The 25,665-nt window shown below is 63.1% G+C and carries 17 protein-coding genes; 8 read left to right on the plus strand and 9 right to left on the minus strand.

All coding sequences use genetic code 11. The annotated features are described in order from the left end of the window. Positions 1 to 108 precede the first annotated feature (108 nt). Positions 109 to 4,902, plus strand: coding sequence for an NAD-glutamate dehydrogenase (locus AC3WVQ_RS18105; RefSeq protein WP_090295186.1), 4,794 nt, complete (start codon positions 109 to 111; stop codon positions 4,900 to 4,902). A 132-nt stretch (positions 4,903 to 5,034) separates the two neighbouring features. Further along, complete coding sequence (locus tag AC3WVQ_RS18110) at positions 5,035 to 6,462, plus strand: MFS transporter (protein WP_090295185.1); 1,428 nt, start codon at positions 5,035 to 5,037, stop codon at positions 6,460 to 6,462. A gap of 55 nt (positions 6,463 to 6,517) precedes the next feature. Here AC3WVQ_RS18110 and purH read toward each other — a convergent pair whose 3' ends face one another. From purH to htpX, 4 genes are all read right to left on the minus strand, one after another. Then, a complete protein-coding gene (purH, locus tag AC3WVQ_RS18115; RefSeq protein WP_034800161.1) occupies positions 6,518 to 8,128 on the minus strand; it encodes a bifunctional phosphoribosylaminoimidazolecarboxamide formyltransferase/IMP cyclohydrolase in 1,611 nt (536 codons plus the stop codon). Positions 8,129 to 8,351: 223 nt separating this feature from the next. Further along, on the minus strand, positions 8,352 to 10,037 hold the full coding sequence (locus tag AC3WVQ_RS18120; protein WP_110819700.1) for a heparinase II/III family protein: 1,686 nt from the start codon (positions 10,035 to 10,037) through the stop codon (positions 8,352 to 8,354). A gap of 213 nt (positions 10,038 to 10,250) precedes the next feature. After that, positions 10,251 to 11,663, minus strand: a complete 1,413-nt coding sequence (locus tag AC3WVQ_RS18125; RefSeq protein WP_060521511.1) for an RsmB/NOP family class I SAM-dependent RNA methyltransferase — start codon at positions 11,661 to 11,663, stop codon at positions 10,251 to 10,253. Further along, a complete protein-coding gene (htpX, locus tag AC3WVQ_RS18130; RefSeq protein WP_110819701.1) occupies positions 11,663 to 12,622 on the minus strand; it encodes a zinc metalloprotease HtpX in 960 nt (319 codons plus the stop codon). Before htpX ends, AC3WVQ_RS18125 begins: the two co-directional genes overlap by 1 nt. Before the next feature lie 125 nt (positions 12,623 to 12,747). On the opposite strand from htpX, the gene AC3WVQ_RS18135 reads away from it, so the two are divergent. Next, a complete protein-coding gene (locus tag AC3WVQ_RS18135) occupies positions 12,748 to 12,948 on the plus strand; it encodes a DUF1674 domain-containing protein (RefSeq protein WP_034800155.1) in 201 nt (66 codons plus the stop codon). 124 nt (positions 12,949 to 13,072) lie between these two features. Here the strand turns inward: AC3WVQ_RS18135 and acs are convergent, their stop codons facing one another. Continuing rightward, the gene (acs, locus tag AC3WVQ_RS18140; protein WP_060583722.1) at positions 13,073 to 15,022 is read right to left on the minus strand and encodes an acetate--CoA ligase; all 1,950 of its coding nucleotides are present in this window, start codon (positions 15,020 to 15,022) and stop codon (positions 13,073 to 13,075) included. A gap of 227 nt (positions 15,023 to 15,249) precedes the next feature. Here acs and AC3WVQ_RS18145 point away from each other — a divergent pair, with 227 nt between their 5' ends. Next, positions 15,250 to 15,951, plus strand: coding sequence for a DUF1013 domain-containing protein (locus AC3WVQ_RS18145; protein ID WP_034800153.1), 702 nt, complete (start codon positions 15,250 to 15,252; stop codon positions 15,949 to 15,951). A gap of 75 nt (positions 15,952 to 16,026) precedes the next feature. On the opposite strand, the gene AC3WVQ_RS18150 is transcribed toward AC3WVQ_RS18145, so the two are convergent. Then, positions 16,027 to 16,413, minus strand: a complete 387-nt coding sequence (locus AC3WVQ_RS18150) for an ectoine synthase (RefSeq protein ID WP_110819702.1) — start codon at positions 16,411 to 16,413, stop codon at positions 16,027 to 16,029. Between the two features lie 143 nt (positions 16,414 to 16,556). Here AC3WVQ_RS18150 and AC3WVQ_RS18155 point away from each other — a divergent pair, with 143 nt between their 5' ends. Next, entirely contained in the window at positions 16,557 to 17,423 is an 867-nt protein-coding gene (locus AC3WVQ_RS18155) for a LysR substrate-binding domain-containing protein (RefSeq protein WP_110819722.1), read from the plus strand. Between the two features lie 43 nt (positions 17,424 to 17,466). Here AC3WVQ_RS18155 and AC3WVQ_RS18160 read toward each other — a convergent pair whose 3' ends face one another. Next, positions 17,467 to 19,374, minus strand: a complete 1,908-nt coding sequence (locus AC3WVQ_RS18160; protein WP_110819703.1) for a propionyl-CoA synthetase — start codon at positions 19,372 to 19,374, stop codon at positions 17,467 to 17,469. Between the two features lie 112 nt (positions 19,375 to 19,486). Continuing rightward, positions 19,487 to 20,146, minus strand: coding sequence for a YggS family pyridoxal phosphate-dependent enzyme (locus tag AC3WVQ_RS18165; RefSeq protein ID WP_060583727.1), 660 nt, complete (start codon positions 20,144 to 20,146; stop codon positions 19,487 to 19,489). A gap of 223 nt (positions 20,147 to 20,369) precedes the next feature. On the opposite strand from AC3WVQ_RS18165, the gene leuS reads away from it, so the two are divergent. From leuS to holA, 3 genes are read left to right on the plus strand one after another with little or no spacing between them, the layout of a single operon-like run. Further along, positions 20,370 to 22,997: a leucine--tRNA ligase gene (leuS, locus tag AC3WVQ_RS18170; RefSeq protein WP_492382888.1), complete on the plus strand. Its 2,628-nt coding sequence runs from the start codon at positions 20,370 to 20,372 to the stop codon at positions 22,995 to 22,997. Further along, positions 22,984 to 23,508 (plus strand): LPS assembly lipoprotein LptE, encoded by a 525-nt coding sequence (lptE, locus tag AC3WVQ_RS18175; RefSeq protein ID WP_034800148.1) that lies wholly within the window; start codon positions 22,984 to 22,986, stop codon positions 23,506 to 23,508. The genes leuS and lptE overlap by 14 nt, the downstream gene beginning before the upstream one ends. An 11-nt stretch (positions 23,509 to 23,519) precedes the next feature. Then, entirely contained in the window at positions 23,520 to 24,554 is a 1,035-nt protein-coding gene (holA, locus tag AC3WVQ_RS18180; protein WP_034800147.1) for a DNA polymerase III subunit delta, read from the plus strand. A gap of 208 nt (positions 24,555 to 24,762) precedes the next feature. On the opposite strand, the gene AC3WVQ_RS18185 is transcribed toward holA, so the two are convergent. Then, positions 24,763 to 25,653: a ParB/RepB/Spo0J family partition protein gene (locus tag AC3WVQ_RS18185; protein ID WP_034800146.1), complete on the minus strand. Its 891-nt coding sequence runs from the start codon at positions 25,651 to 25,653 to the stop codon at positions 24,763 to 24,765. Between the last annotated feature and the right edge of the window lie 12 nt (positions 25,654 to 25,665).

Raw genomic sequence — 25,665 nt, forward strand, 5'->3', positions numbered from 1 at the left:
TGAAATTCTCCGATTTTGGGCTCGATTTTGCCGAAATCAGCGTAAAAAGCGGTCGCCATTAGCCATGGTTCTGATAGGGTTTGGCCTATCATGAATGGGAGAGACTTCATGGGCGTGAAATACAATCCGAAGCGGGACAGACACATCGACGCAGCGAAGGCGGCCGCCATCAAACTGGGCGTCGAGGCGCTGGCGCCGGAGATCCTCTTCGGTGGGGCCAGCAACGATGACCTCGATCTCTATTCGGCGGACATGCTGGCGCTGACGGCCGCCCATGCCTATCAGGAACTCGCCCGCTGGGATGGCGGCAAGCCGCAGGTTTCCGTCGAAACCGTCGCCGGTGTAGCACCTGGCGGCACCGAGGTGTCGATCATCGCGGTCACCGAACGCAACATGCCGTTCCTCTATGATTCGGTCATGGGGGAAATCACCAGCACCCACCGTGACATTCACCTCGCGATCCACCCCATCCTGGTCAAGGAACCGGGCAAGCCGGCAAAGCTCTTCGATCCCGAAGAGGAAAGCGATCCGTCGCACCGCGTCAGCCACATCCAGATCCATCTGACGAAGCTCGCGCCGGTCGAGGCCGAACAGCTCAGCAACCGCATTCGCGACGTGCTGGAGCAGGTGCACCAGGCTGTGCACGACTGGCCAGCGATGACCGCGCTGCTCGATCATGCGATGCAGGAGCTGGAGGCCTATAACGCCTCGCGCAAGAAGAGCGACCGCGACGAGGCGCTTGCCTTCCTCCGCTGGTTGCGTGACAACAACTTCACCTTCCTCGGCATGCGCGAATACACCTATTCCGGTAAGGGCGGAAAGGCGATGGTCGAGCGCGGCAAGGGCAGGGGCCTCGGCATGCTCTCCAATCCCGATGTGCGCGTGCTGCGCCAGGGCAAGGACGCGGTGCTGACTACGCCTGAAATTCTCGCCTTCCTCGAAAGCCCGGATTTCCTGATCGTCACCAAGGCCAACGTCAAATCGGTCGTCCATCGCCGCGCCTATATGGATTATATCGGTGTCAAGCGCTTCGACGCCGACGGCAATGTCGCCGGAGAACTGCGCATCGTCGGCCTCTTCACCTCCTCGGCCTATACCCGCCAGGCGGCCGAGATCCCGCTTTTGCGCCACAAGATCGAAAAGATCGTCGATCACTTCGGCTACGATCCGCAGAGCCATTCCGGGAAGATGCTCGACAACACGCTCGAATCCTATCCGCGCGACGATCTCTTCCAGATCGATGTCGGCCTGCTCGCCGCTTTCTGCGAACAGATCAACGAACTCGGCGACCGGCCGCGCATCCGAGTACTGCCACGCATCGACCATTTCGACCGCTTCGTCTCGGTCATCGTCTTCGTGCCGCGCGAACAGTACGATTCGGATGTGCGCGAAAAGATCGGCGACTACTTGAAGACGGTCTATGACGGTCGCGTCTCCGCCTACTACCCGGCCTTCCCGGAAGGGGGCCTTGCCCGCGTCCACTTCATCATCGGCCGCTCCGCCGGCAAGACGCCGCGCATTCCGCAGGCCAAGCTCGAAGAAGCCGTTCGCGGCATCGTCACCCGCTGGATCGACCGGTTCGACCTGCTTGCCCGCAAGGACGGCATCGAGCTCGATGTCGACAATGCCTACCAGTCGTTCTTCACGCCGGCTGAAGCCTATGCCGATCTGGCCGACATCGCCGCCTGCAAGGGCCCGGATCCGATCCGCATCGAGTTCTACCACTATCCGCGCGCCGTCTCGCGGCCGGACACCGCCGAGCTCAAGATCTTCCACGCCAGCGAACCCGTGTCGCTGTCGCGCCGCGTACCTTTGCTTGAAAACCTCGGCTTCCGGGTCATCAGCGAACAGACCTACGACATCGGCGTCAATGCCCACGGCGAAGAGAAGCGCAAGGTCGTGCTGCACGACATGGAGCTGATCCATCGTGATGGCCTTGCGCTGAACCTCGAAAAATCCGGCCCGGCGCTGGAAGAGGCGTTCCTGGCCGCCTGGAACGGCGCGATCGAGGACGACAACTTCAACCGGCTGATCCTGCTTGCGGGCCTCAACGCCCGCGAGGTGACGGTGCTGCGCGCCTATGCCCGCTATCTGCGACAGGCCGGCATCACCTACTCTCAGGGCTATATCGCCGACACGCTGAACAAGTATCCGGCGATTGCCGCCGATATCTTCAAGCTGTTCGTGACCCGGATGGATCCGCAACTCGAGGAAAAGCCGCGCGCCAAGAAGTGCAACGCGCTGCTGTCGGCGATCGAGGACGCGCTCTCGGCCGTGCCGAGCCTCGACGAGGACCGGATTTTGCGACGCTACGTCAACGCGATCGAAGCGACGCTCCGGACCAACTACTTCCAGCATGACGCCGACGGCAAGCCGCGCGCGGTACTCGCCTTCAAGCTGGACCCGAAGCAGCTCGACGGTCTGCCGGAACCGCATCCGTTCCGCGAAATCTTCGTCTACGGCACCGAGGTCGAAGGCGTGCACCTGCGCTTCGGCAAGGTCGCCCGCGGCGGCCTTCGCTGGTCGGACCGCGCCCAGGACTACCGCACGGAAGTGCTCGGTCTGGTGAAGGCGCAGCAGGTCAAGAACGCCGTTATCGTGCCCGTCGGCGCCAAGGGCGGCTTCTATCCGAAGCTGCTTCCGGCGGGCGGCACCCGCGACGAAATCTTCAAGGCCGGCACCGAAGCTTACAAGACCTTCATCCGCACGCTGCTGTCGGTCACCGACAACATCGTCGGCCAGGATGTCGTACCGCCGGCCGACACGCAGCGCCATGACGGCGACGACCCTTACTTCGTCGTTGCTGCCGACAAGGGCACCGCGACCTTCTCCGACACGGCCAACGGCCTTGCACAGGAAGCGGGCTTCTGGCTCGACGACGCCTTCGCATCGGGCGGTTCCGCCGGCTACGACCACAAGAAGATGGGCATCACCGCCCGCGGCGCCTGGGAGACCGTCAAGCGGCACTTCCGTGAGATGGACACCGACATCCAGACGACGCCCTTCACCGTTGCTGGCGTTGGCGACATGTCGGGCGACGTCTTCGGCAACGGCATGCTTCTGTCCGAGAAGATCCGCCTCATCGCAGCCTTCGATCATCGCGATATCTTCATCGATCCGAATCCGGATATCGATGGGTCCTTTGCCGAGCGCAAGCGCATGTTCGACCTGCCGCGTTCGAGCTGGCAGGACTATGACCGCAAGACGCTTTCGAACGGCGCGATGATCATCTCGCGTGCCGAGAAGTCGGTGACGTTGACGCCTGAGGCGATGGCCGCCATCGGCCTCGACAAGCAGAAGGCAACGCCCTTCGAGATCATGAACGCGATCCTGAAGAGCCAGGTCGACCTGCTCTGGTTCGGCGGTATCGGCACCTATGTGCGCGGCAGCAACGAAACGGACGCCGAAGTTGGCGATCGCGCCAACGACGCCATTCGCGTGGCAGCCGAAGAGGTCCGCGCCCGCGTCATCGGCGAGGGCGCCAACCTCGGCGTCACCCAGAAGGGCCGCATCGGCTTCGGCCTCAATGGCGGCCGCTGCAACTCGGATGCCATCGACAATTCGGCGGGCGTCAACTCCTCCGACGTCGAGGTCAACATCAAGATCGCGCTGGCTTCCGCCATGCGCGATGGTCGCCTGACCCGTCCGAAGCGCAACACGCTGCTCGCCTCGATGACCGAGGAAGTGGGCCACCTAGTGCTGCGCAACAACTACGAGCAGTCGCTGGCGATCTCTCTGACCGCCATGCAAGGGCTCGGCAACCGCACGACGCTCGGCCGGCTCATGACCCGGCTGGAGGCCGACGGCCATCTCAACCGCAAGGTCGAGACGCTGCCGACCGACCAGGCCATGACCGAGCGTTACCAGGCGGGCAAGCCATTGACCCGCCCGGAGATCGGCGTGCTGCTCTCCTACTCCAAGCTCGTTCTCTTCGATGAGCTGATTGCGAGCGAGCTGCCCGACGATCCGTACTTCACGGCGACGCTCGAGCGTTACTTCCCGGGCAAGATGCGCAAGGCCTATGCCGGCGATATCCACGGTCACCGCCTGCGCCGCGAAATCATCGCGACGATCCTCGCCAACGAGGTCATCAACCGCGGTGGTCCGGCCTTTGTCTCGACCCTGACGGACGCCACCGGCTTCCTCTCGGCCGACGTCGTCAAGGCGGCGGTGCTGGCGCTCGACGGCTTCGACCTGCCGCGGATCTATGATGAGATCGACGCGCTCGACAACAAGATCGGCGGCGGCCTGCAGAACATCCTCTACCAGGAAGTCGGCCGCATCTTCACGCTCGTCACCGAGCGGGCGCTGCGCACCCATGCGGCGACCGGCTCGGTCTCCGAGGCCGTATCGCGCCTCGGCGACGGCCTGCAGAAGCTGCGTGCGACCATGCGCACTGCAGTGTCCGGCGAGAGCGCCGAAGAAGCCCGGTTGAAGACGGCAGCCTTCGTCGAGGGTGGCGTTCCCGCCAAGCTCGCCGAGGAAATCTCGGAACTGGCGCTGATGACGCTGGTGCCCGAGATCATGCAGATTGCCGCAGAAACCGGCGAGACGCTGAGCCGCACGGCGCAAGGTTATTTCGCCGTCACCGACACGCTTCGCATCAACCGTCTGCTGGCGGCATCCGATCGCGTTCCGGCAACCGAGCAGTTCGAGGCCATGGCTCTGTCACGCGCTGTATCCGATATTGCGGCGGCACGCCGGGATATCACCGCGGCAGCCCTGCGCGAGCAGAAGAAGGAGCGCAGCCCGGTTGCGGCCTGGGAAGAAAGCGAGCGCGTCCGTGTCGCCCAGGCGACTGGCCAGCTGCGCCTTCTGACCGAGAAGGGTGAAACGACGCTTGCCAAGATCACCGTCGCTGCAGGTCTCCTCAACGACCTGGCACGCGGAAGGGCCAAGTAACGGTACCAAAGAGGATGCGGGCAGTTTTTTCGCCCGCGTCCGGTTCCAGACCTTTTGGAATCGGTTCAATTGAAGATAGGCTGCGCCGCGCGTTCGAGGGGACGCGTGGCGCAGTCGTTTCGGGAGGGGACTTTGCAGATTTCGGCCGGGGGGACTGAAGACCAGCCACGCACGTCCCGTGCGGGCATCGGCGGCTGGATGCTGTTCGACTGGGCCGCGCAGCCCTTCTTCACCGTCATCACGACCTTCATCTTCGGCCCCTATTTCGTATCGCGGCTGACGGAGGACCATGCGGTCGGCCAGGCGATGTGGGGCTACACGCTCACGGTTTCGGGCATCATCATCGCGGTTCTTTCGCCGGTGCTCGGCTCGATCGCCGACGCCACCGGGCCGCGCAAACCCTGGATCGCCTTCTTCGCCGTCATCAAGATCGCATCGCTGGCTATGCTCTGGTTCGCAGCCCCCGGCTCGCCGATCCTCTATCCGGCGATCTTCATGATCCTCGCGACGGTCGCGGCCGAGTTCTCGATCGTCTTCAACGATTCGATGATGCCCCGTCTGGTGCCGGAGAAGGACGTGGGGCGCATTTCCAACATCGCCTGGGGGCTCGGCTATCTCGGCGGCATGATCGTGCTGGTCGCCGTCGTGGCCTTGCTTGCCGGAAGTCCTGAGACCGGCAAGACGGCGCTTGGCATCGACCCTCTGTTCGGCCTGGATCCGGCAAAGGGGGAGGATGCACGCATCACCGGCCCGATCTCCGCCGTCTGGTACCTCGTCTTTATCCTGCCGATGTTCCTGTTCACGCCCGATGCCACCAAGGCGGCAATGTCGCTCGGCAAGGCAACCGTCACTGGCCTCAGGGAGCTCAAGGGCACGCTCGTCGAGCTTCGGGAAAGGCGTGGGATCCTGCGCTTCCTGATCGCGCGCATGGTCTTCCAGGACGGCGTCAATGGTCTGCTGGCACTCGGCGGCACCTTCGCGGCCGCGATGTTCGCCTGGCAGACCCTGGAGCTCGGCGTCTACGGCATCATTCTCAACGTCGTCGCGATCGGCGGCTGCCTCTGCGCCAGCTGGCTGGATGCGCACCTTGGCTCCAAGGTGATCGTCACCGCCAGCCTGATCTGCCTGACGATTGCCACGATCGGCATCGTCTCGACAGGCCCCGGCTTCACGCTGTTCGGGCTGCTGCCGCTGTCGATGGAAGATACCGGCGGCCTGTTCGGCACGGCCGCCGAAAAGGCCTACATTCTCTACGGCCTGCTCGTCGGTGTCGCCTTCGGCCCCGTTCAGGCCTCGTCGCGCTCCTACCTCGCCCGCAGCGTCAGCCTCGACGAGGCCGGTCGCTACTTCGGCCTCTATGCGCTGTCCGGCCGGGCCACCTCGTTCCTCGCCCCCGCATCCGTTGCCACGATCACGCTTGCCACCGGCTCGGCACGGATCGGCATGATGGCGCTGATTGCTTTTCTGGTGATCGGCCTGCTGATCCTTCTGCGCACGCCCTATCCGGCCGATGACGGTCGCAAAAAAGCCGCCGCATCCTGGGGAAGCGACGGCTTCTGACTGTTGGGCCTTAGCGGCCAATTCCGGACAGACGCCCAGCGCCCGCCCGACGATCTTAGTGGCGGAAGTGGCGCATGCCAGTGAAGACCATGGCGACGCCATGCTCGTTCGCAGCCGCAATCACCTCTTCGTCACGCATGGAGCCGCCCGGCTGGATGACGGCCGTAGCACCCGCGGCGATCGCCGAGAGCAGGCCGTCGGCAAACGGCAGGAAGGCTTCGGAGGCAACGGCCGAACCCTTGGTGAGCGGCGTTGCAAGGCCCAGCGCTTTTGCGGCTTCTTCGGCCTTGATCGCGGCGATGCGGGCGGAATCGACACGGCTCATCTGGCCGGCGCCGATGCCGGCCGTCTGGCCGTCCTTGGCATAAACGATCGCATTCGACTTCACGTGCTTGGCCACCTTGAAGGCGAACTTCATGTCTTCGAGTTCCTGGGGCGTCGGCGCGCGCTTGGTGACGACCTTGAGTTCGAGATCCTCCACCATGCCGTTGTCGCGCGTCTGCACGAGCAGGCCGCCCGAGACGGTCTTTGCGGCAAGACCCGGAATGCGCGGATCCGGCAGGCCACCGGTCGCAAGCAGACGCAGGTTCGGCTTGCGGGCAATCACGGCCTTGGCCGCATCGCTGACCGAAGGCGCGATGATCACTTCGGTGAAGAGCTTGACGATCTCTTCGGCCGTCTCCGCATCGAGCTCCTGGTTGAGCGCGATGATGCCGCCGAAAGCCGAGGTGGAATCGCAGGCAAGCGCTCGGCGATAGGCTTCGGCAAGCGTCGGCGCGGTCGCGACGCCGCAAGGGTTGGCATGCTTGATGATCGCGACCGCCGGTGCCTTCTCGGGCAGGAACTCGGCCACCAGCTCGAAGGCGGCATCCGTGTCGTTAATGTTGTTGTAAGAGAGCTGCTTGCCCTGCAGCAGCGTCGCGGTGGCGACACCCGGGCGGTTCTCTCCGGTGAGATAAAAGCCCGCCTTCTGGTGCGGGTTTTCGCCGTAGCGCATTTCTTCCTTCAGGACGCCGCCGATGACGCGATGGCGCGGCATCGGGGTGTCGAGCGCCTCGGCAAACCAGTTGGAAATGGCCGCGTCATAGGCGGCAGTCCGGGCATAGGCCTTGGCGGCCATCTTCTGGCGGAAGGCATAGGTCGTCTTGCCGGAAGCAAGCTCTTCGAGCAGCACCGGATAGTCGGCCGGATCGGTGACGATCGTCACATAGGCATGGTTCTTGGCCGAGGCGCGGATCATCGCCGGGCCGCCGATATCGATGTTTTCGACCGTCGTCGGGTAGTCGCCGCCCTTGGCCCTGACCTCTTCGAAGGGATAGAGGTTGATGATCGCGAGGTCGATGGCGGTGATGCCGTGCGTCGACATGGCCGCAACGTGATCGGCATCGTCACGGATCGCCAAGAGGCCACCGTGAACGCCCGGATGCAGCGTCTTCACGCGGCCGTCCATGACCTCGGGAAAGCCGGTCAGCTCGGAAACGTCGCTCACCGGCAGGCCAGCCTCGGAGAGTGCCTTGTGGGTCCCGCCCGTCGAAACGAGCCGGATGCCCTTTTCGTTAAGGGCGCGCGCGAGCTCGACGACGCCCGTCTTGTCGGAGACGGAGAGGAGGGCGGTGCGGACCGTAACCTCGTTCGGGGCGGGGATTTTCTTGGAGGCGACAGCCACAACCATGCTCCTTTGGCGGCGCCGGACGCCCCGGGAGGAAGCTCCGGCGGTTGAGATGGCTGCCCGTTAGCATAGCTTGCCGGGCGAAGGAACCTCGCCGGGCCTGAAGATCGCGATGAATCTGGATCGGATCGATCCAAATTCTTCAATGCGATCGCTCCTGAAACGCGAACGGAAAACTTGAGGCGCTTTCTTGGGCGTGCCCGTCGTCAAGACAGAAGGCTCAGTTCGCGCGTGAAAACGTCCACTGGATCTCCGGCTGCTGCGCAATCGCAAAGGTCACCGTCAGCTGCTGCGAGGCCCGGATACCCGAAGGATCGGCAAAGAAGATGTCCTCCTCGACGGCAAGATCACCATCCTGGCAGGCAAACAGCCAGATCTCGCCATCCGGCGCCGTCAGGAAGATCTCGCGGGCGCTGTTCTGGCGAATGGCGACCGCCGGGTGAATGTGGAACCGCGCCACGGCAATCGCGGTATCGCTTGCCTCCGGGTCGCTGCCGTCGGCGCGCGACAGCCGGTCGCGACCGCGGACCATGCGACCGCCGTTCAAAACACCGATACCACGCTCGTGGACCAGGCCGAAGGCGGCAAGATAGCCATCGTGGCTTGCGGTCACCGACTCGAGCCCGCCCGCTTCGTCCTTGCGGGCCGCCGCCACGTGCTTGACGCCCGACGTCATGATCGGTCCGAGAAAGCGCGATTGCGAGAAGCGCGACGACGACGTGTCGTTGACCGTCACGGTCGAATGGGCAGCCGTCATCCGCGCCATCTGGCGGAATCGCTCCCCGGCAAACTTCGGGGCGCCGGAATTGACGACGAAGCGCGTCTTGCCCGAGGACATTTCGAAGGACAGGCAGCCGGCATGGGCACTGCGCGACAGGTCTACGGAAAGCGGCCGGCCGGTGTCCATAATGACAACGGTGTTTTCCATGGCCATACGTTCGTAGTGGGCGTGCGGCAGGGAGCGGAAGGGTTCGCCGGCCGTCTCGTCATAGCGCAGCACCGACGCCAGTTCATGCGCCAGAACCGAGGTAGCACCATTAAACAGCGCGAGTTCGCCGCCCTGGTGCCGGAAGAAGCGCAGGGCCGGGTACATCCGGTCGATGCAGGGAATGAGGCGCGACGGCACGTCATGCCCGAGATTAACGTAGGTCTGGCGGAGTGGCAGCAGATCCAGCAACAGCTCAAGGCCCGCGCGCGGACTACGCGAGAAGTGGCTGCCGTCGGGCAGGATCTGGCGGTCGAGTTCGAGATCGAGATGGCGCGATGCCTTGCGGATGGCGCCGGGCGATGCCGGCATGGAAACCGACGCCATGGCAAGCGCAAGCCGCACCCGAAGCCTCTGCTCGCCGTCGCGCACCGTATCGGCGATATGCCTGAGATAGCGCACCTGCAGCGCCAGGCTTTTCAGGAAACGGCGGTAGAAGCCATGCTCGGCATTGCGCAGCACCACCGGCGAATGGGACAGCCAGGCGATGATGCGCTGCGCCATGATATCCGCATCCCAGGCGATGCCGCCGAGATCGCGTCCATGGGTGCCGATCCAGTCGTCGACGATCTGCCGCAGCCGGACGAAACCCGCATCCTCGCGGATCGCCCGCAGGTGCCGCAGCCAGCCGAAGGAATGCAGTCGGGCCGCAAATTCGCGCGACGGCAAATCGATCTCGAACGGCGACTCGCCCTCCGTGTCGAGCACGCGGCCGGCAAGAGGGAAGCGCCCGGCAAGAATTTCTTCCGCGACAAAGGGATCGACGGCCCTCAGATCCGTCGGCGCAACGATCAGGCGATTGGGGGTGGAGCCGGTAAAGCGCAGAGTGGAGACGCGCCCGATCGACAGGCGACGCGACACGCGGCGCCAGCCTTCACGCACATACAGGTAAGAAAGCCTTCGCCTGCCGGAAAACAACATCAACGCCGCCGGTTACCTCATTTCTGGCACGATCACTCACATCATCGGAGCGCGCCAGGACCTCGCGCCAGCGTCCGCATGGTGCCGCGAAGACCATTAAACTTTTATCAATCCTGCCATCTTTGATAGGCTTCCCGGTCGAAAGCGTCAAATGATGCAGTGAAACAGGGCCTTGAGGCCCGGTTCCAGCTGCTGAAAGCTCAGTTTGCGCTGTTATTTGCGCCGAATCACCGCCGCGTAGAAACCATCGAGGCCGCTCGAAAACGGTGCATCGAGCGGCAGCATGGCCGGCGTCGTCCGCATTTCGCCGACCTGCGTGATCGCATCCTCGAGCCCCGGCCAATCCGCTGCAGAAATCGGAACGCGCTCGTAGCTTTCGCCGGAACCGATAACCCGAGCAACGACCTCTTCGCCTTCACGCGGGTCGAGGGAGCAATTCGAGAAGACGACGGTGCCACCGGGCTTGACCACCGTCAGCGCATGACGAAGCAGCCGCTCCTGCAGGTCGGCAAGCTTTTCGATGTCTTCCGGTCCCTTGGTCCACAACACATCAGGGTGACGTCGTGTCGTGCCGGTCGAGGAGCAGGGAGCGTCGAGAAGCGCCGCATCGAACAGGGCTTCCGGCTGGAAGTCCGCCATGTTGACTTCCTTGGTCTCAGCCTCGAGCCCCAGCCGCTTGAGATTGCCCTTCAGCCGGCGCAAGCGGCTGCCGGACTGGTCCAGCGCCGTCACTTCGGCGCCGGCAAGAATGAGTTGGGCCGTCTTGCCGCCCGGTGCGGCGCAGAGATCGACGGTCCGCTTGCCCTTGAGGTCGCCAAAGAGCCGCGCAGGGATCGATGCAGCCGCGTCCTGGACCCACCAGCCGCCATCATCGAATCCGGCTAAGGAGGGGATGGACCCGGAGAATGCGCCGAGCCGCACAGAGCCGGTCGGCAGGACGGTGCCACCAAGCCGCTCGGCCCAAGCCGCAGGCTCGGATTTGACGGAAAGATCGATTGCCGCCGGCGTCAACTGCGCCTCGGCGATCTTCTCGGCCGCCGCTGCGCCGTAGTGGGCAATGAGGCGCTCGAAGAACCATTCCGGCATCGCCGGAATATGGCGCGTGCTTTCGAGAACGGCTTCCTTTTCGCGCGACAGGCGCCGCAGCACGGCGTTCACGAGATTGGCGAAGCGGCGGTTGCGCGGATCGTTCTGCGCCTGTTCGACGGCGAGATCGACGGCGGAATGATCGGGCACGTCGAGATAGAGGATCTGTGCCGCTGCCACGGCAAGCACATGCTCCAGCGCCCGCGCACCCTCCGGTAGGGGCGTCTGCAGCAGCGAGTTGATCGCAGCCTGCACGCGCGGGAGATGGCGAAGGGCGGAATTGAGTATTGCCCGGACCAGAGCGCGGTCGGCGTCGTTAAGCTCGCGATAGGCCGGGTTGCCGTGCTCGCTGTCGAGCATGCCGTCGAGCGACGTCTTGCGGTCGATAACTGCTGCCAAGATCTTCGCGGCGGCCTGACGAGCCCTCAACCCCGGCTTCTCCGGACCACGCGGCGCCGGAGCGGGCTTCTTCGATTTCGCTGCGCCGCCGTTGCGGTGCGATCGTTTCGGACGTGAATCGTTGTTGTTTTCTGCAGACATCAGGACCAGGGACCTTTGGGCGGTTCGGAACCACCGCGACCCCATCCGGTAGAGGGCACAGAGCGCGATTTGCGCACGGGATTATCAGCACGAACCGGCGGCGTCGAGACCGAAGGCATCTCCTGCGCCATCTGCTCCAGGGCCGCGATGCGGTTTTCGGTGTTCGGATGGGTCGAGAACAGGTTGTCCATGCGCTCGCCGGAGAGCGGATTGATGATGAACATATGCGCCGTTGCCGGGTTGCGCTCGGCATCGTCATTGTGGATCTGATGGGCGGCGCCTGCGATCTTCTGCAGCGCCGAAGCGAGCGCCAGGGGCTTGCCGCAAATCTCGGCGCCGCGACGGTCGGCCGAGTATTCGCGCGTCCGGCTGATCGCCATCTGCACCAGCATTGCCGCCATCGGCGCCACGATCATCGCGACAAGCGTGCCGATGAAGCCGAGCGGATTGTTGTTTTCACGGTTGCCGCTGAAGAAGAAGGCAAAGTTGCCGAGCATCGAGATCGCGCCGGCAAGGGTTGCCGTCAGCGTCATCGTCAGCGTATCGCGGTTCTGCACGTGCGCGAGTTCATGCGCCATCACGCCGGCGACCTCGTCATAGTCGAGAGCGTGAAGCAGCCCGGTCGACGCGGCGACCGCGGCATTCTCCGGATTGCGACCGGTGGCAAACGCGTTCGGCTGCGGGCTATCGATCACATAGACGCGCGGCATCGGCAGGCCGGCATTGCGAGCGAGGTCACGCACGATGCCGTAATATTCCGGGGCACTGCGCTCATCGACCTCCTGCGCGCGGTACATGCGCAGCACCATCTTGTCCGAGTTCCAATAGGAGAAGAAGTTCATGCCTGCGGCCATGACGAAGGCGATCATCATGCCGCCCCGTCCGCCAATGGCGAAGCCTACCGCCATGAACAGGGCGGTCATGACTGCAAGCAGCATGGCGGTGCGGACAAGGTTCATCAGGAGGCTCCGGGTCGTCTACGTTTCACGTGAATCAGGGTTCCCGTCCGGGGAACGGCATCCTATATGATGGGTGCAAACACCCAATTCTTCAATATTGATGCTCGAATCCGGATACCGTTCAGATGCAGAACGACAATGACAACGCCGCCGACCGCCCGAAGAAGCCGCTGCCGCCCGCCGCTGTGCGGGCGCTGAAGGAAGCGGAAGAGCGGCGTCAGGCGGAGATCAAGAAGGAACTGCCGCAGGAGATCGGCGGGCGCGGAGGTGAAGATCCAGCCCGCTACGGCGACTGGGAGATCAAGGGTCGGGCGATCGACTTCTAAGTTCAGGTCGGGCGCCCGCGCCTGCAACCGCGATCTGAATCCGGCTCACGAAATGGTTTGACGGCCACCTGGCGACGAGAGGAGAACCGCCGCACGTCCAAGAGACGCGCGGCGGTTTTCAAGGTCAGGCCTTGTTCTGGCGGTTCGCGATCAGATCATCGACAACGGCCGGATCGGCGAGCGTCGAGGTATCGCCGAGCGCACCGAAGTCATCCTCCGCGATCTTGCGCAGGATGCGGCGCATGATCTTGCCCGAGCGGGTCTTCGGCAGGCCCGGAGCGAACTGGATCTTGTCCGGCGTCGCGATCGGCCCGATTTCCGAACGGACATGCTTCACCAAGGCGGCGCGCAGTTCGTCGTTGCCGATTTCACCAGCCATCAGCGAAACATAGCAATAGATGCCCTGGCCCTTGATCGGGTGCGGATAACCGACGACGGCCGCTTCCGAGACGAGATGATGCGACACGAGCGCCGATTCCACTTCGGCCGTACCGAGGCGGTGGCCGGAGACGTTCAAGACATCGTCGACGCGGCCGGTGATCCAGTAGTAGCCGTCCTCATCGCGGCGGCAGCCGTCACCGGTGAAATACTTGCCCTTGTAGGTGGCGAAGTAAGTCTGACCGAAACGCGCATGGTCGCCGTAGATCGTGCGCATCTGGCCCGGCCAGCTGTCGGTGATGCAGAGGTTGCCGTCGGCAGCACCTTCCAGAACATTGCCTTCGTTGTCGACGAGCTGCGGCTGAACTCCGAAGAACGGCCGCGTGGCCGAACCGGGCTTGAGATCGGTCGCACCCGGCAGCGGCGTGATCAGGATGCCGCCGGTCTCGGTCTGCCACCAGGTATCGACGATCGGCGACTTCTGCTCGCCGACGACGTTGTAATACCACTCCCAGGCTTCCGGGTTGATCGGCTCGCCGACCGAACCGAGCAGGCGAAGCGACGAGCGCGAGGCGCGCTTGACGAAGTCGTCGCCGGCGCCCATCAGCGAGCGGATCGCCGTCGGCGCGGTGTAGAAGACGTTGACCTTGTGCTTGTCGACCACTTCCCAGAAACGCCCCGCGTCCGGGAAATTCGGCACACCTTCGAACATCACGGTCGTCGCCGCATTCGCGAGCGGACCATAGACGATATAGGAGTGACCAGTGACCCAGCCGACGTCGGCGGTGCACCAGTAGACCTCGCCATCGCGGTAGTCGAAGACATATTCGTGCGTCATCGACGCATAAACGAGGTAGCCGCCGGTCGTATGCAGCACGCCCTTCGGCTTGCCGGTCGAGCCCGAGGTGTAAAGGATGAACAGCGGATCTTCCGCCTTCATCTTCGCCGGCTCGCAATGCGGCTTCACGGTCGCGATTTCCTGGTGGTACCAGAGGTCACGGCCCGGTGCCCAAGCGGTCTTGCCGCCGGTGCGGCGCACGACCAGAACCTTGTTGACGATGACATGCTGCTTGGCCGCGATGTCGATCGCCGTATCGGTGTTTTCCTTGAGCGGGACCGGCTTGCCACCGCGCACGCCCTCGTCGCAGGTGATGACGAAGGTGGACTCACAGTCGACGATACGGCCAGCAAGTGCGTCCGGCGAGAAGCCGCCGAAGACGACCGAATGGATGGCGCCGATGCGGGCGCAGGCGAGCATCGCATAGGATGCTTCCGGGATCATCGGCATATAGATGGTGACGCGGTCGCCCTTCTTGACGCCATGCTTCTTCAAGACGTTGGCAAGGCGGCAGACCTGCTCGTAGAGCTGGTTGTAGGTGATCTTCTTGTCGATATAGGGATTGTCGCCTTCCCAGATGATGGCAGTCTTTTCGCCATGCGTCTTCAGGTGGCGGTCGATACAGTTGTAGGAGACGTTGGTAAGGCCGTCTTCATACCACTTGATCGAGACCTTGCCTTTGAAGGACGTGTTCTTGACCTTGGTATAGGGCTTGAACCAATCGATCCGTTTGCCGTGCTTGCCCCAGAACTTTGCCGGATCGGAAACGCTCTCCTCGTACCACTTCAGGTAAGTGGCGTTATCAAGCAGCGTCCGGCTCTTGGCAGACTTCAACACCGGATAGATTTTGGCGGACATATTTTCCTCCCTACGCATTCCTAGTGCGGTTCGCCCCTCCTAGGGCTCCCCCGTTTCGCGCACATTCATAGCAGGTCAAATGCCCGCCGCAATTAGACAAAAGGACATTTGGAACTGAAGAATTGCAATTTCGCGACAACGACGGTATAGAGGCCCACATTTCCCGGAAATCAGTGGTAGACTCCACGGCCCGCGACACCGGCGCGGCGGACAAAAGGACTATATCCATGGCTCAGCAACTGCTTATGCCCAAGGCGACCGCCGTCTGGCTGGTTGACAATACCGCGCTGTCCTTCGACCAGATCGCGCAGTTCTGCAAGCTGCACCCGCTCGAAGTGAAGGCGATCGCCGACGGTGAATCCGCGCAGGGCATCAAGGGCCTCGACCCGATTGCGACCGGTCAGCTTTCGCGCGACGAGATCGCCCGCGCCGAAGGCAACCCCAACCACAAGCTGAAGCTGTCCGAGCCGAAGGTTCGCGTACCTGATAGCAAGCGCAAGGGCCCGCGCTACACCCCGGTTTCCAAGCGCCAGGATCGCCCGAACGCCATTCTGTGGCTGGTTCGCAACCATCCGGAACTCAAGGACGCGCAGATCTCGCGCCTCGTCGGTACGACCAAGTCGACGATCGAGCAGATCCGTGAGCGCACCCACTGGAACTCCGCCAACCTGACGCCGATGGATCCGGTAACCCTCGGCCTCTGCTCGCAGATCGACCTCGACCTCGAAGTCGAACGCGCTTCCAAGGGCCGTCCGCTGCCGACGGCTGCCGAACTCGGCCAGACACTGGAATCGGCCCAGGAAACCGAAAAGCTGGGCTTCAGCTACGAGCGCGAGGAAGAGAAGGAAATCGACGCCGATGCCGTCTTCGCCAAGCTCAAGTCGCTGAAGTCGGACCGCAAGGACGAGGACGAAGACGATCAGTACTGATCGCCGTCCAGCCCATTGAAAAAAGCCCGGATCGACGATCCGGGCTTTTTTGTTGGTCAGTGCTCAGCAACGTGCTCAGTAGGCCGAACCGGATGGATCATTGAGGTTGTGGCGCTCGGTCCCCTGAAGGGGCGGATTGAAAATGCTGACGAGGATCAGGTCTTCGTCCTTGCCGCCGCGCAAGAAATGCTTGTCGTGCTGGTCGAGCACGTAGATATCGCCCTTGTTGATCGGGAAGACCTTGCCCTGCATGTCCTCGACCTCGCCGTGCCCGGCGATGCAATAGCAGGCTTCGAGATGGTTGCGGTACTCGAGCAGCGATACCGTTCCGGCGCGCACCACCGTGTGGCAGACGGTGAAACCCATACCGTCCCTCTCGGTGAGCAGCCGATGACTGGTCCCGCTGCCCCACTCGACGAAATGATCAGTTGCTTCGATCTGCTGCAGGCTGCGGACGAACATGGGCCTCTCCATCTGTAAACATTTCTAATATCCGCCAACGGAAAAGCTCTCTCCCGCCTCGGTTGGAAGCCCAGTATCGATTGACATAGACAGGCAATCAAACGACGATTCCTCAAGGATTTGATGAGGAAAACTTACAGATGATGTTACCCCCACTCGGCATGCTGCGTGCCTTCGAAGCCGCAGCGCGTCTGGCGAGCTTCTCCCGCGCCGGTGACGAACTGCATGTGACGCACGCCGCCATCAGTCACCAGATCCGGCTGCTGGAGGCGTGGTTCGGCCGGCCGCTCTTCATGCGCGAGAAGCGTGGGGTCAGTCTGGCGCCGGAGGCGGAGAACCTGTCCGCCGTGTTGACATCGTCATTCGAGCGCATCGCCGCGGAAACGGAGTTGCTGCGGCTGAACGCCAAGGCGCAGTTGAGCGTTGCCTGCATACCCTCGATCGCCACGCGCTGGCTGATCCCGGCACTCGGCGAATTCCTGCAGCGTCACCCCGAGGTGGACGTCAAGGTCGTCTACGCGATGGCCGAGCAGCAATTGCGGGAAACCGGCTGCGACGTCCTCATCACGCTCGGCGCCGACAAGAGCGAGGGGACCCGCTCCGATCGGCTGTTCTCCCGCATCAATCGGCCGGTTGCGAGCCCCCGTTATCTCGAGCGGAAAGGCGCGTTGAGGACACCAGAGGCAATCGCGTCTGCCGATCTGCTGCACGACGAAACGACGTCACGCTGGCGCGATTGGCTGACAAGAGCAGGGCAGGAGACCACGCAGACGTTGCGTGGCCCGGTTTTCCAGGATTTCAATCTTCTGGCGACGGCGGTCATTGCCGGCCATGGCGTGGCGCTTTGCCCGGTCGAAGTCTTCCGCCGCGAAATCGAAAACGGTGACCTGGTGATCCTGTCCGATGTCGCCACCCTGGAGGACGAGAGCTACTTCCTGATCACCAAACTCACACGCTCGAAGGCGGCAGCCAGTTTCGCCGATTGGTTCGCGGCCATTGTGCACGCCTAATACGGAATGCACCTCGCAGATTCATGAGCCGGCTTACCAATCGTTATACACCGATGCCGCGCCCATGCAGCGCAACGGTGATTTCGTCGAGGATGACTGGATCGTCGATCGTCGCGGGCATCTTCCAGGGCTGGCGGTCAGCGATCTTCTGGATCGTGGCGCGCAGGATCTTGCCCGACCGCGTCTTGGGCAGCCGCTTGACGCAGATGGCCAGGCGGAAGGCGGCAACAGGTCCTATGCGTTCGCGCACGAGGCTGATGACCTCGCGCTCGATCTCCGACGTTTCACGGGAAACATTGGAGTTGATGACGAGGAAGCCGGCCGGTACCTGGCCTTTCAGGTCGTCGGCAATGCCGATCACGGCGCATTCGGCCACATCGGGGTGGCTGGCGCAGACCTCCTCCATCGCTCCGGTGGAGAGGCGATGGCCAGCCACGTTGATGATGTCGTCCGTCCGCGCCATGATGAAGATGTAACCATCCTCATCGAGGTAGCCGGCATCGGCAGTCTTGTAGTAGCCGGGAAACTCGTCGAGATAGGCCGCACGGAACCGATGGTCAGCATTCCAAAGCGTCGGCAGGCAGCCGGGCGGCAGCGGCAGCTTTACCACCACATTGCCGAGCGTACCGGCGCCAACCGGATGTCCGGCATCGTCGAGAATCTGGACGTCGTATCCCGGCAGCGGAACCGCCGGAGAACCGTACTTTACCGGCAGGAGCCCGAGCCCCATCGGATTTCCCGCCACGGGCCATCCCGTTTCCGTCTGCCACCAATGGTCGATGACGGGCACGCCGAGCGCGTTTTGTGCCCATCGGATCGTGTCGGGATCCGCCCGTTCTCCGGCAAGAAACAACGCGCGGAATTTCGACAGGTCGTATCGGCGAACGTGGGAAGCCTCCGGATCTTCCTTGCGGATCGCTCTCAGCGCCGTCGGCGCGGTGAACATCACCACGACGCCGTGTTCGGCAATGAGGCGCCAATAGGTGCCTGGATCCGGCGTGCCGACCGGCTTGCCTTCGAACAGGATCGAGGTGCTGCCGTTGAGGAGCGGACCGTACACGATATAGGAGTGGCCAACGACCCAGCCGATATCGGACGCAGCCCAGAACACTTCGCCCGGCTGCACGCCGAAGAAATTCTCCATCGACCATTTGAGCGCGACCATGTGGCCGCCATTGTCGCGCACCACGCCCTTGGGCTGGCCGGTCGTGCCCGACGTGTAGAGCACATAGAGCGGATCGGTCGAGGCGACCGGAGTACAGCCGACCTCTTCTCCCGCCTGCTTGGCCGCCGCCAAAGCCGCAGCGAAATCGAGGTCGCGTCCCTCGGTCATGGCGGCTTCCGCCATCTCGCGTTGGAAGACGAGGCAATGGGCCGGCTTGTGGGTCGCGATGTCGAGCGCCGCATCCAGCAGCGGCTTGTAGGCCACGGTGCGCCCAGGTTCGATGCCGCAGCTTGCGGACACAATGAGCTTGGCCTGGCAATCGTCGATGCGTACGGCGAGCTCGTTGGCGGCAAAACCGCCGAAAACCACGGAATGCACGGCGCCGATGCGCGCAGCCGCCAGCATAGCAACCGCCGCCTGCGGGATCATCGGCATATAGATAATGATCCGGTCGCCCTTGCCAACGCCGAGTTTCCGGTAGACGGCGGCAAGCGCTGCTACATCGCCGAGCAGAGACGCATAGGAGATGCGCTCGACCCGCCCGGTGACGGGACTGTCATAGATGAAGGCGATTTGCTCGCCACGGCCCGCGGCCACATGGCGATCCAGGCAATTGTAGCAGGTATTGGTGATGCCTTCGGCGAACCAGTGCCCATAGATGCCAGCGTCCGCATCAAATGCACGTGCCGGTCTTTCAAACCAGTCGATCGCATTGGCGGCATTTGACCAGAAACTCTGCGGGTCCGATTTCCAGCCCGCGTACACGTCGGCATAGCGACTCGCCATGTCCGTTCCTCCCTGCGCATATTGCCGGACATGTCCGGCCTCCTCGTGCACAAGGATAGGCTAATGAGAGACGAGGGGAACCCCGACGAAAGCGGTATGTGACGAACGGACCTCAGCGCGCGCCGAAAATGGCCGAACCGACGCGAACGCCGGTGGCGCCGAACTGGACGGCCGTCTCGAAGTCGCCTGACATGCCCATCGACAGCTTCTCGAGCTTGCAGGCAGCAGCCAGCTTCGCGAGCAGGGCAAAATGCGGGCCGGGATTTTCTTCCACCGGCGGAATGCACATCAGTCCCTCGATCGAAAGACCCAGCTCGTTGCGGCAGAGATCCACGAAGGCAACGGTCTCCTCCGGCGCGATGCCGGCCTTCTGCGGCTCCAGCCCGGTGTTGACCTGGACGTAGAGCCTAAGCGCCCGGCCCTGCCTCTGCATTTCGGCCGCAAGCGCGCGGGCGATCTTCTCGCGATCGACCGTCTCGATGACATCGAACAGCGCGACGGCTTCCGCCGCCTTGTTCGACTGCAGCGGGCCGATCAGGTGCAGTTCGAGACCGGATGTCTCGGCCTTCAGCTCCGGCCACTTGCCCTGCGCTTCCTGCACGCGGTTCTCGCCGAAGACCCGCTGCCCGGCGGCAATCACCGGGCGGATGGCGTCGGCGTCGAAGGTCTTGGAAACAGCGACCAGCGTGACGGCACCCTTGGCGCGACCGGCAGACTTCTCCGCTGCCTGAATCCGGCTCACGACATCCTGCAACCGTTCTTGAACTTCCATGGACCTGCTCTCCGACACGGGATTTCCAAACCACTGACCGAGCGGCTTAGGCAAAGTTGAGCCGATTGCCAAGGCCGCTCCGCCATGGACAGGCTCAAATCCGCCAAAGTGTCGCGGCAAACCCTTCAAAAACTTGACCGTCAGGCGGTTTCGTGGTGAAGGTCACCCCAATTATCATGAGGCGCCACTATGCGCCGCAGAACTTCCGGAACATCGAAAAGACATGTCTAGCGAACGATACAATCCGCGTGATGCCGAGCCCCGTTGGCAGCAGGAATGGGATAAGAACGAGGTCTTCCAGACCGAGAACGACGATCCGCGCGAAAAGTACTATGTGCTCGAGATGTTCCCCTATCCCTCGGGCCGCATCCACATGGGCCACGTGCGCAACTACACCATGGGTGACGTGGTAGCGCGCTACAAACGCGCCCGCGGCTTCAACGTGCTGCATCCGATGGGTTGGGACGCCTTCGGGATGCCGGCCGAAAACGCCGCAATGGAGCGTGGCGTGCACCCGGCCAGCTGGACCTACCAGAACATCGCCTCGATGAAGGCGCAGCTGAAGGTTATGGGCCTGTCGCTCGACTGGAACCGCGAGTTCGCCACCTGCGACCCCGCCTATTACCAGCGCCAGCAGTACCTGTTCCTGGACTTCCTGGAAAAGGGCCTCGTCTACCGCAAGCAGTCCAAGGTCAACTGGGACCCGGTCGACAACACCGTGCTCGCCAACGAGCAGGTGATCGACGGCCGTGGCTGGCGCTCCGGCGCGCTGGTCGAACAGCGCGAACTGACGCAATGGTTCTTCCGCATCACCGACTTCAGCCAGGAACTGCTCGACGCGCTCGATACGCTGGATCAGTGGCCCGAGAAGGTGCGCCTGATGCAGAAGAACTGGATCGGCCGCTCCGAGGGCCTGTCGCTGCGTTGGGAAATCGTCGAAGGCACCGCCGGCGACGCAACCGAGCTCACCGTCTACACCACCCGTCCGGACACGCTCTTCGGCGCCTCCTTCCTGGCGATCGCCGCCGATCACCCGCTGGCAAGGCAGGTGGCGGCCAGCAACCCTGAGGTCGATGCATTCTGCGAGGAATGCCGCCGCGCCGGTACCTCCCTTGCCGCGCTGGAAACGGCAGAGAAGAAGGGTATCGACACCGGTATCCGTGCCAAGCATCCGCTCGATCCGAGCTGGGAGCTGCCAGTTTATGTCGCCAATTTCGTGCTGATGGACTATGGCACGGGCGCCATCTTCGGCTGCCCCTCCGGCGACCAGCGCGACCTCGACTTCGCGCGCAAATATGACCTGCCGGTCGTTCCCGTCGTCATGCCGAGGGACGGCGATGCCGCGACCTTCGCCATTGGTGACGAGGCCTATATCGGCGACGGCGTGATGATCAACTCGCGCTTCCTCGACGGCCTGTCGACGGAAGACGCTTTCGAGACCGTTGCTTCGAAGCTCGAGAAGGAAATGCTCGACCGTGCGCCGCGTGCCGAGCGCAAGGTCAATTTCCGCCTGCGCGACTGGGGCATCTCGCGCCAGCGCTACTGGGGCTGCCCGATCCCGGTCATCCATTGCGAGGACTGCGGCGTGGTACCAGTTCCGAAAGCCGACCTGCCGGTCGTGCTGCCGCCGGACGTTACCTTCGACAAGCCGGGCAATCCGCTCGACCGTCACGCCACGTGGCGCCACGTCGCCTGCCCGCACTGCGGCAAGGACGCCCGTCGCGAGACCGACACGATGGACACCTTCGTCGATTCGTCCTGGTATTTCACGCGCTTCACCGCACCCTGGGAAGACAATCCGACCGACCCCAAGGTCGCCAACCACTGGCTGCCGGTCGATCAGTACATCGGCGGTATCGAGCACGCCATCCTGCATCTGCTCTATTCGCGCTTCTTCACCCGCGCGATGAAGGCCACCGGCCATGTTGCCGTCGACGAGCCGTTCAAAGGCCTGTTCACGCAGGGCATGGTCGTGCATGAAACCTATAGCCGCGGCGAAGGCGCCCAGCGCGAATGGGTGACGCCGGCCGAGATCCGCATCGAGGAGATCGATGGACGCCGTAGCGCGACGCTGATCGAAACCGGTGAGGAAATCACCATCGGCTCGATCGAGAAGATGTCGAAGTCGAAGAAGAACGTCGTCGATCCCGACGACATCATCGCTTCCTATGGCGCTGATACCGCCCGCTTCTTCGTTCTCTCCGATTCGCCGCCGGATCGTGACGTGATCTGGTCGGAAGCCGGTGTCGAAGGATCGCATCGCTTCGTGCAGCGCGTGTGGCGTCTGATCAGCGAAGCGGCCGAGAAGCTGCGGGCAATCGAGGCCGCCCCGGCGCTCGAAGGCGAGGCTCTCGCTGTTTCGCAAGCCGCGCACAAGACGCTGCGCGCGGTCGAGGCCGACTACGACAAGCTCGCCTTCAACAAGGCCGTGGCGCGCATCTACGAGCTCGTGAACACGCTTGCCGCACCGCTGACCCAGGTAGCAGCCGGCAAGGCCGACGCGGCCCTGGCGGGGGCTGTGAAGGATGCGACGACGATCCTGATCAACCTCATCGCACCGATGATGCCGCACCTCGCCGAGGAATGCTGGCGCGAGGTCGGGGGCGAGGGCCTGATTGCGGAACGCGGCTGGCCGGCTTTCAACCCCGCTTTGGTCGTCGAGAACGAAATCACCATGCCGGTGCAGATCAATGGCAAGAAGCGCGCCGATTTGACAATCGCTCGCGATGCGGATCAGAGTGCGATCGAAAGCGCCGTCCTGGCGCTCGATGCCGTCAAGTCCGCGCTCAACGGCAGCAGCCCCAAGAAAATCATCGTCGTGCCCCAGAGGATCGTCAATGTCGTTGTCTGATAGAGCTGGTTTCCGTATCCGGTCGATTCCGGTTCTGGCTGGCGCGCTCATGTTGACCGCGCTCGCCGGCTGCCAGGTCCGGCCGCTCTATTCCGACCCGGTCGGCACCTCGACGGCACTGGCGGCGATCGAGATTTCCGAAGCCACCGACCGTGTCGAGCAGGAAGTGCGTAACGCGCTGATCTTCCTGGCCGCAGGTGGTCAGGGCGAGCCCGTGAATCCGCAGTATCACCTAGCGCTCACCGTCACCCACCGGTCTATGGGCGTGCTCTACGATCAGGCCAAGGACCGCGCCGGCGCCGGCCGTATCGTCGTCAAGGCGGACTACAATCTGACGAAGATCGGTACGGGCGAGACCATCAAGTCCGGCAACCGCACGGCCGTTGCTCTCGTTGACTTCCCGGTCCAGGAATTTGCCAAGGTGCGCGCCGTTCGTGACGGCGAAAACCGCGCAGCCAAGGAACTCGCCGAGCTGATCCGGGCCGACATCGCCGCGGCTCTCAGCCGCTAACGGGTGTCGGCATGAGCGAGGTCAAGTCGCACGAGTTCGACTCCTTTCTCCAGAAGTCAGCCGGAATCTACCGGCTTTTCATCCTCTACGGGCCCGACCGCGGGCTCGTCTCCGAGCGTGCCACTGCAATCGCCGCCCGTTGCGGCGTGCCGCTCGACGATCCGTTTTCCCTGTTGAAGCTCGATGTCAGTGAACTGACGCAATCGCCCGGGCGGCTGCTCGATGAAGTAAACTCGATCGGCCTCTTCGGTGGAGAAAAGCTCGTCTGGGTCCGTGGCGCAGCCAATGAAAAGCCGCTGGTCGATGCGTTGCAGATCCTTTCGTCCGAGCCACCGACCGGAAGCTATGTGATCGTCGAAGCCGGCGACCTCAAGAAGGGGTCCGCACTTCGAAAGATCGGCGAGAGCGCGCGTTCGGTCGCCTGTATCGCCTGCTACAGTGACGACGCGCGCAGCCTGCAAGCGCTGATCGACAAGGAACTCGGCGACGAGAAGCTGGGCATCAGCACCGCAGCACGGCAACGATTGCTGGAGGCGCTCGGTGGCGACCGCCTGGCCTCACGAAACGAGCTGCGCAAGCTTGCGCTCTACTGCCGTGGCAAGTCCACGGTGGACGAAGAAGACGTGCTCGATATCGTTGGGGATGCCAGCGCCATCTCCGTCGACGATGCCGTCGATGCCGTGCTGAAGGGCGACCTCGATGGATTGCTGCATGCGATGCAGAAGATCACTACATCCAAGACGCCGGCCTTTCTGGTGCTGCAGGCGTGCCTGCGCCAGTTTCAGCAGCTCGATGTGATGCGCGCCGAGATGGATGCAAGCCGCCAGCAGGCGGGGCAAGTGATCGCCACGCTGGGGCGTGGGCTGCACTTTCGCCGCAAGCCGATCGTCGAGGCAGCCTTGAAGCATTGGTCGAGCCCGGCCATCCGCCGCGAGCTCAATCGCCTGCAGACGACTATCTTTCAGAGCCGCAGCCGTGCAAGCCTGGAGGAAAGCCTGGTGCTGCAGAACCTGATGGCGATCGCGGTGCAATCGGCGCGACGCTGACCTGCCTCTGTCGATCCAGTCCCGTTGCCGCAGCCTAGTGTTCGAATTTCGCCAACAGGTCTTCAGGCTGCATGAGGGAGATGGGTGGACCTCGCCGTCCGAAATTCAACTGGACGCCAAAAGATCTCATCATATCAAATAATTAGGCGCGCCGCTCGTTGGAGCGACGCGCCATCAATACGCCAAAGCAAAAATACGCACGAGTGGCTTATCGCCGCTCGAGCAGCCGGCAGATTTCTTCCAGTTGATCCAGCGTCTTGTAGGCGATGCGCAAATGACCACCGGACGCCTTGTGGTTCACGGTAACCTCAAGCCCGAGGCTATCCGACAACGTGCGCTCGAGCGCCAGCGTATCGGCATCCTTCTCGTCGCGACGGACGGTCTTGCCGTAATTCGGATCGTTCTGCGCGCGAATATCGTTCTGAGCGATGCGCTCGGCGTCACGCACCGAGAGCCCCTTGGCAATGATCGTCCGGGCGAGGGTAGCCGGATCCGAGGTCGGAATGAGTGCGCGCGCATGTCCAGCCGAAAGCGCGCCTTCCGACAACATGTCCCGAACAGGTTCCGGCAGTTTCAAAAGACGCAGGCTATTGGCGACATGACTTCGGCTCTTGCCGATGATCTCGCCGAGATCGTTCTGCGTATAGCCGTGCTCGGCGATCAACTGCTCGTAGCCAAGCGCTTCGTCGAGCGGATTGAGATCCGAACGCTGGACGTTTTCGACGATAGCGATTTCAAGCGCCGTGCGATCGTCGACGTCGCGAATGATAACCGGGATTTCGGTGAACCCGGCCAGTTGTGCGGCACGCCAGCGGCGCTCGCCGGCGATGATCTCGTAGCGATCGACGCCGATGGTGCGAGCAACAACAGGCTGGACAATACCATGCTGACGGATCGAATTGGCGAGATCCTGGAGTTCGGCTTCGTCGAACTGACGACGCGGGTTGCGCGGGTTGCGCGATACGAACTCGATCGGCACGCGCCGATCCGGATTGACCGGGGCAGGGGCAGCTGCCCCTGTTTGCAACGGCTGATCCATCTCGCCGATCAACGCGGCCAGTCCGCGACCAAGCCGCCTCTTCGAGCTATCGTCGTTCATATCGTCACCCGA

Source organism: Ensifer sp. EB106-05-01-XG146, assembly GCF_058791875.1.

Coding starts and splice junctions, on each gene's coding strand:
- AC3WVQ_RS18105 (WP_090295186.1), top strand. CDS start 109: ATGGGCGTGAAATACAATCCGAAGCGGGACAGACACATCGACGCAGCG.
- AC3WVQ_RS18120 (WP_110819700.1), bottom strand. CDS start 10,037: ATGTTGTTTTCCGGCAGGCGAAGGCTTTCTTACCTGTATGTGCGTGAA.
- AC3WVQ_RS18125 (WP_060521511.1), bottom strand. CDS start 11,663: ATGTCTGCAGAAAACAACAACGATTCACGTCCGAAACGATCGCACCGC.
- htpX (WP_110819701.1), bottom strand. CDS start 12,622: ATGAACCTTGTCCGCACCGCCATGCTGCTTGCAGTCATGACCGCCCTG.
- AC3WVQ_RS18135 (WP_034800155.1), top strand. CDS start 12,748: ATGCAGAACGACAATGACAACGCCGCCGACCGCCCGAAGAAGCCGCTG.
- acs (WP_060583722.1), bottom strand. CDS start 15,022: ATGTCCGCCAAAATCTATCCGGTGTTGAAGTCTGCCAAGAGCCGGACG.
- AC3WVQ_RS18145 (WP_034800153.1), top strand. CDS start 15,250: ATGGCTCAGCAACTGCTTATGCCCAAGGCGACCGCCGTCTGGCTGGTT.
- AC3WVQ_RS18150 (WP_110819702.1), bottom strand. CDS start 16,413: ATGTTCGTCCGCAGCCTGCAGCAGATCGAAGCAACTGATCATTTCGTC.
- AC3WVQ_RS18155 (WP_110819722.1), top strand. CDS start 16,557: ATGTTACCCCCACTCGGCATGCTGCGTGCCTTCGAAGCCGCAGCGCGT.
- AC3WVQ_RS18160 (WP_110819703.1), bottom strand. CDS start 19,374: ATGGCGAGTCGCTATGCCGACGTGTACGCGGGCTGGAAATCGGACCCG.
- AC3WVQ_RS18165 (WP_060583727.1), bottom strand. CDS start 20,146: ATGGAAGTTCAAGAACGGTTGCAGGATGTCGTGAGCCGGATTCAGGCA.
- leuS (WP_492382888.1), top strand. CDS start 20,370: ATGTCTAGCGAACGATACAATCCGCGTGATGCCGAGCCCCGTTGGCAG.
- lptE (WP_034800148.1), top strand. CDS start 22,984: ATGTCGTTGTCTGATAGAGCTGGTTTCCGTATCCGGTCGATTCCGGTT.
- holA (WP_034800147.1), top strand. CDS start 23,520: ATGAGCGAGGTCAAGTCGCACGAGTTCGACTCCTTTCTCCAGAAGTCA.
- AC3WVQ_RS18185 (WP_034800146.1), bottom strand. CDS start 25,653: ATGAACGACGATAGCTCGAAGAGGCGGCTTGGTCGCGGACTGGCCGCG.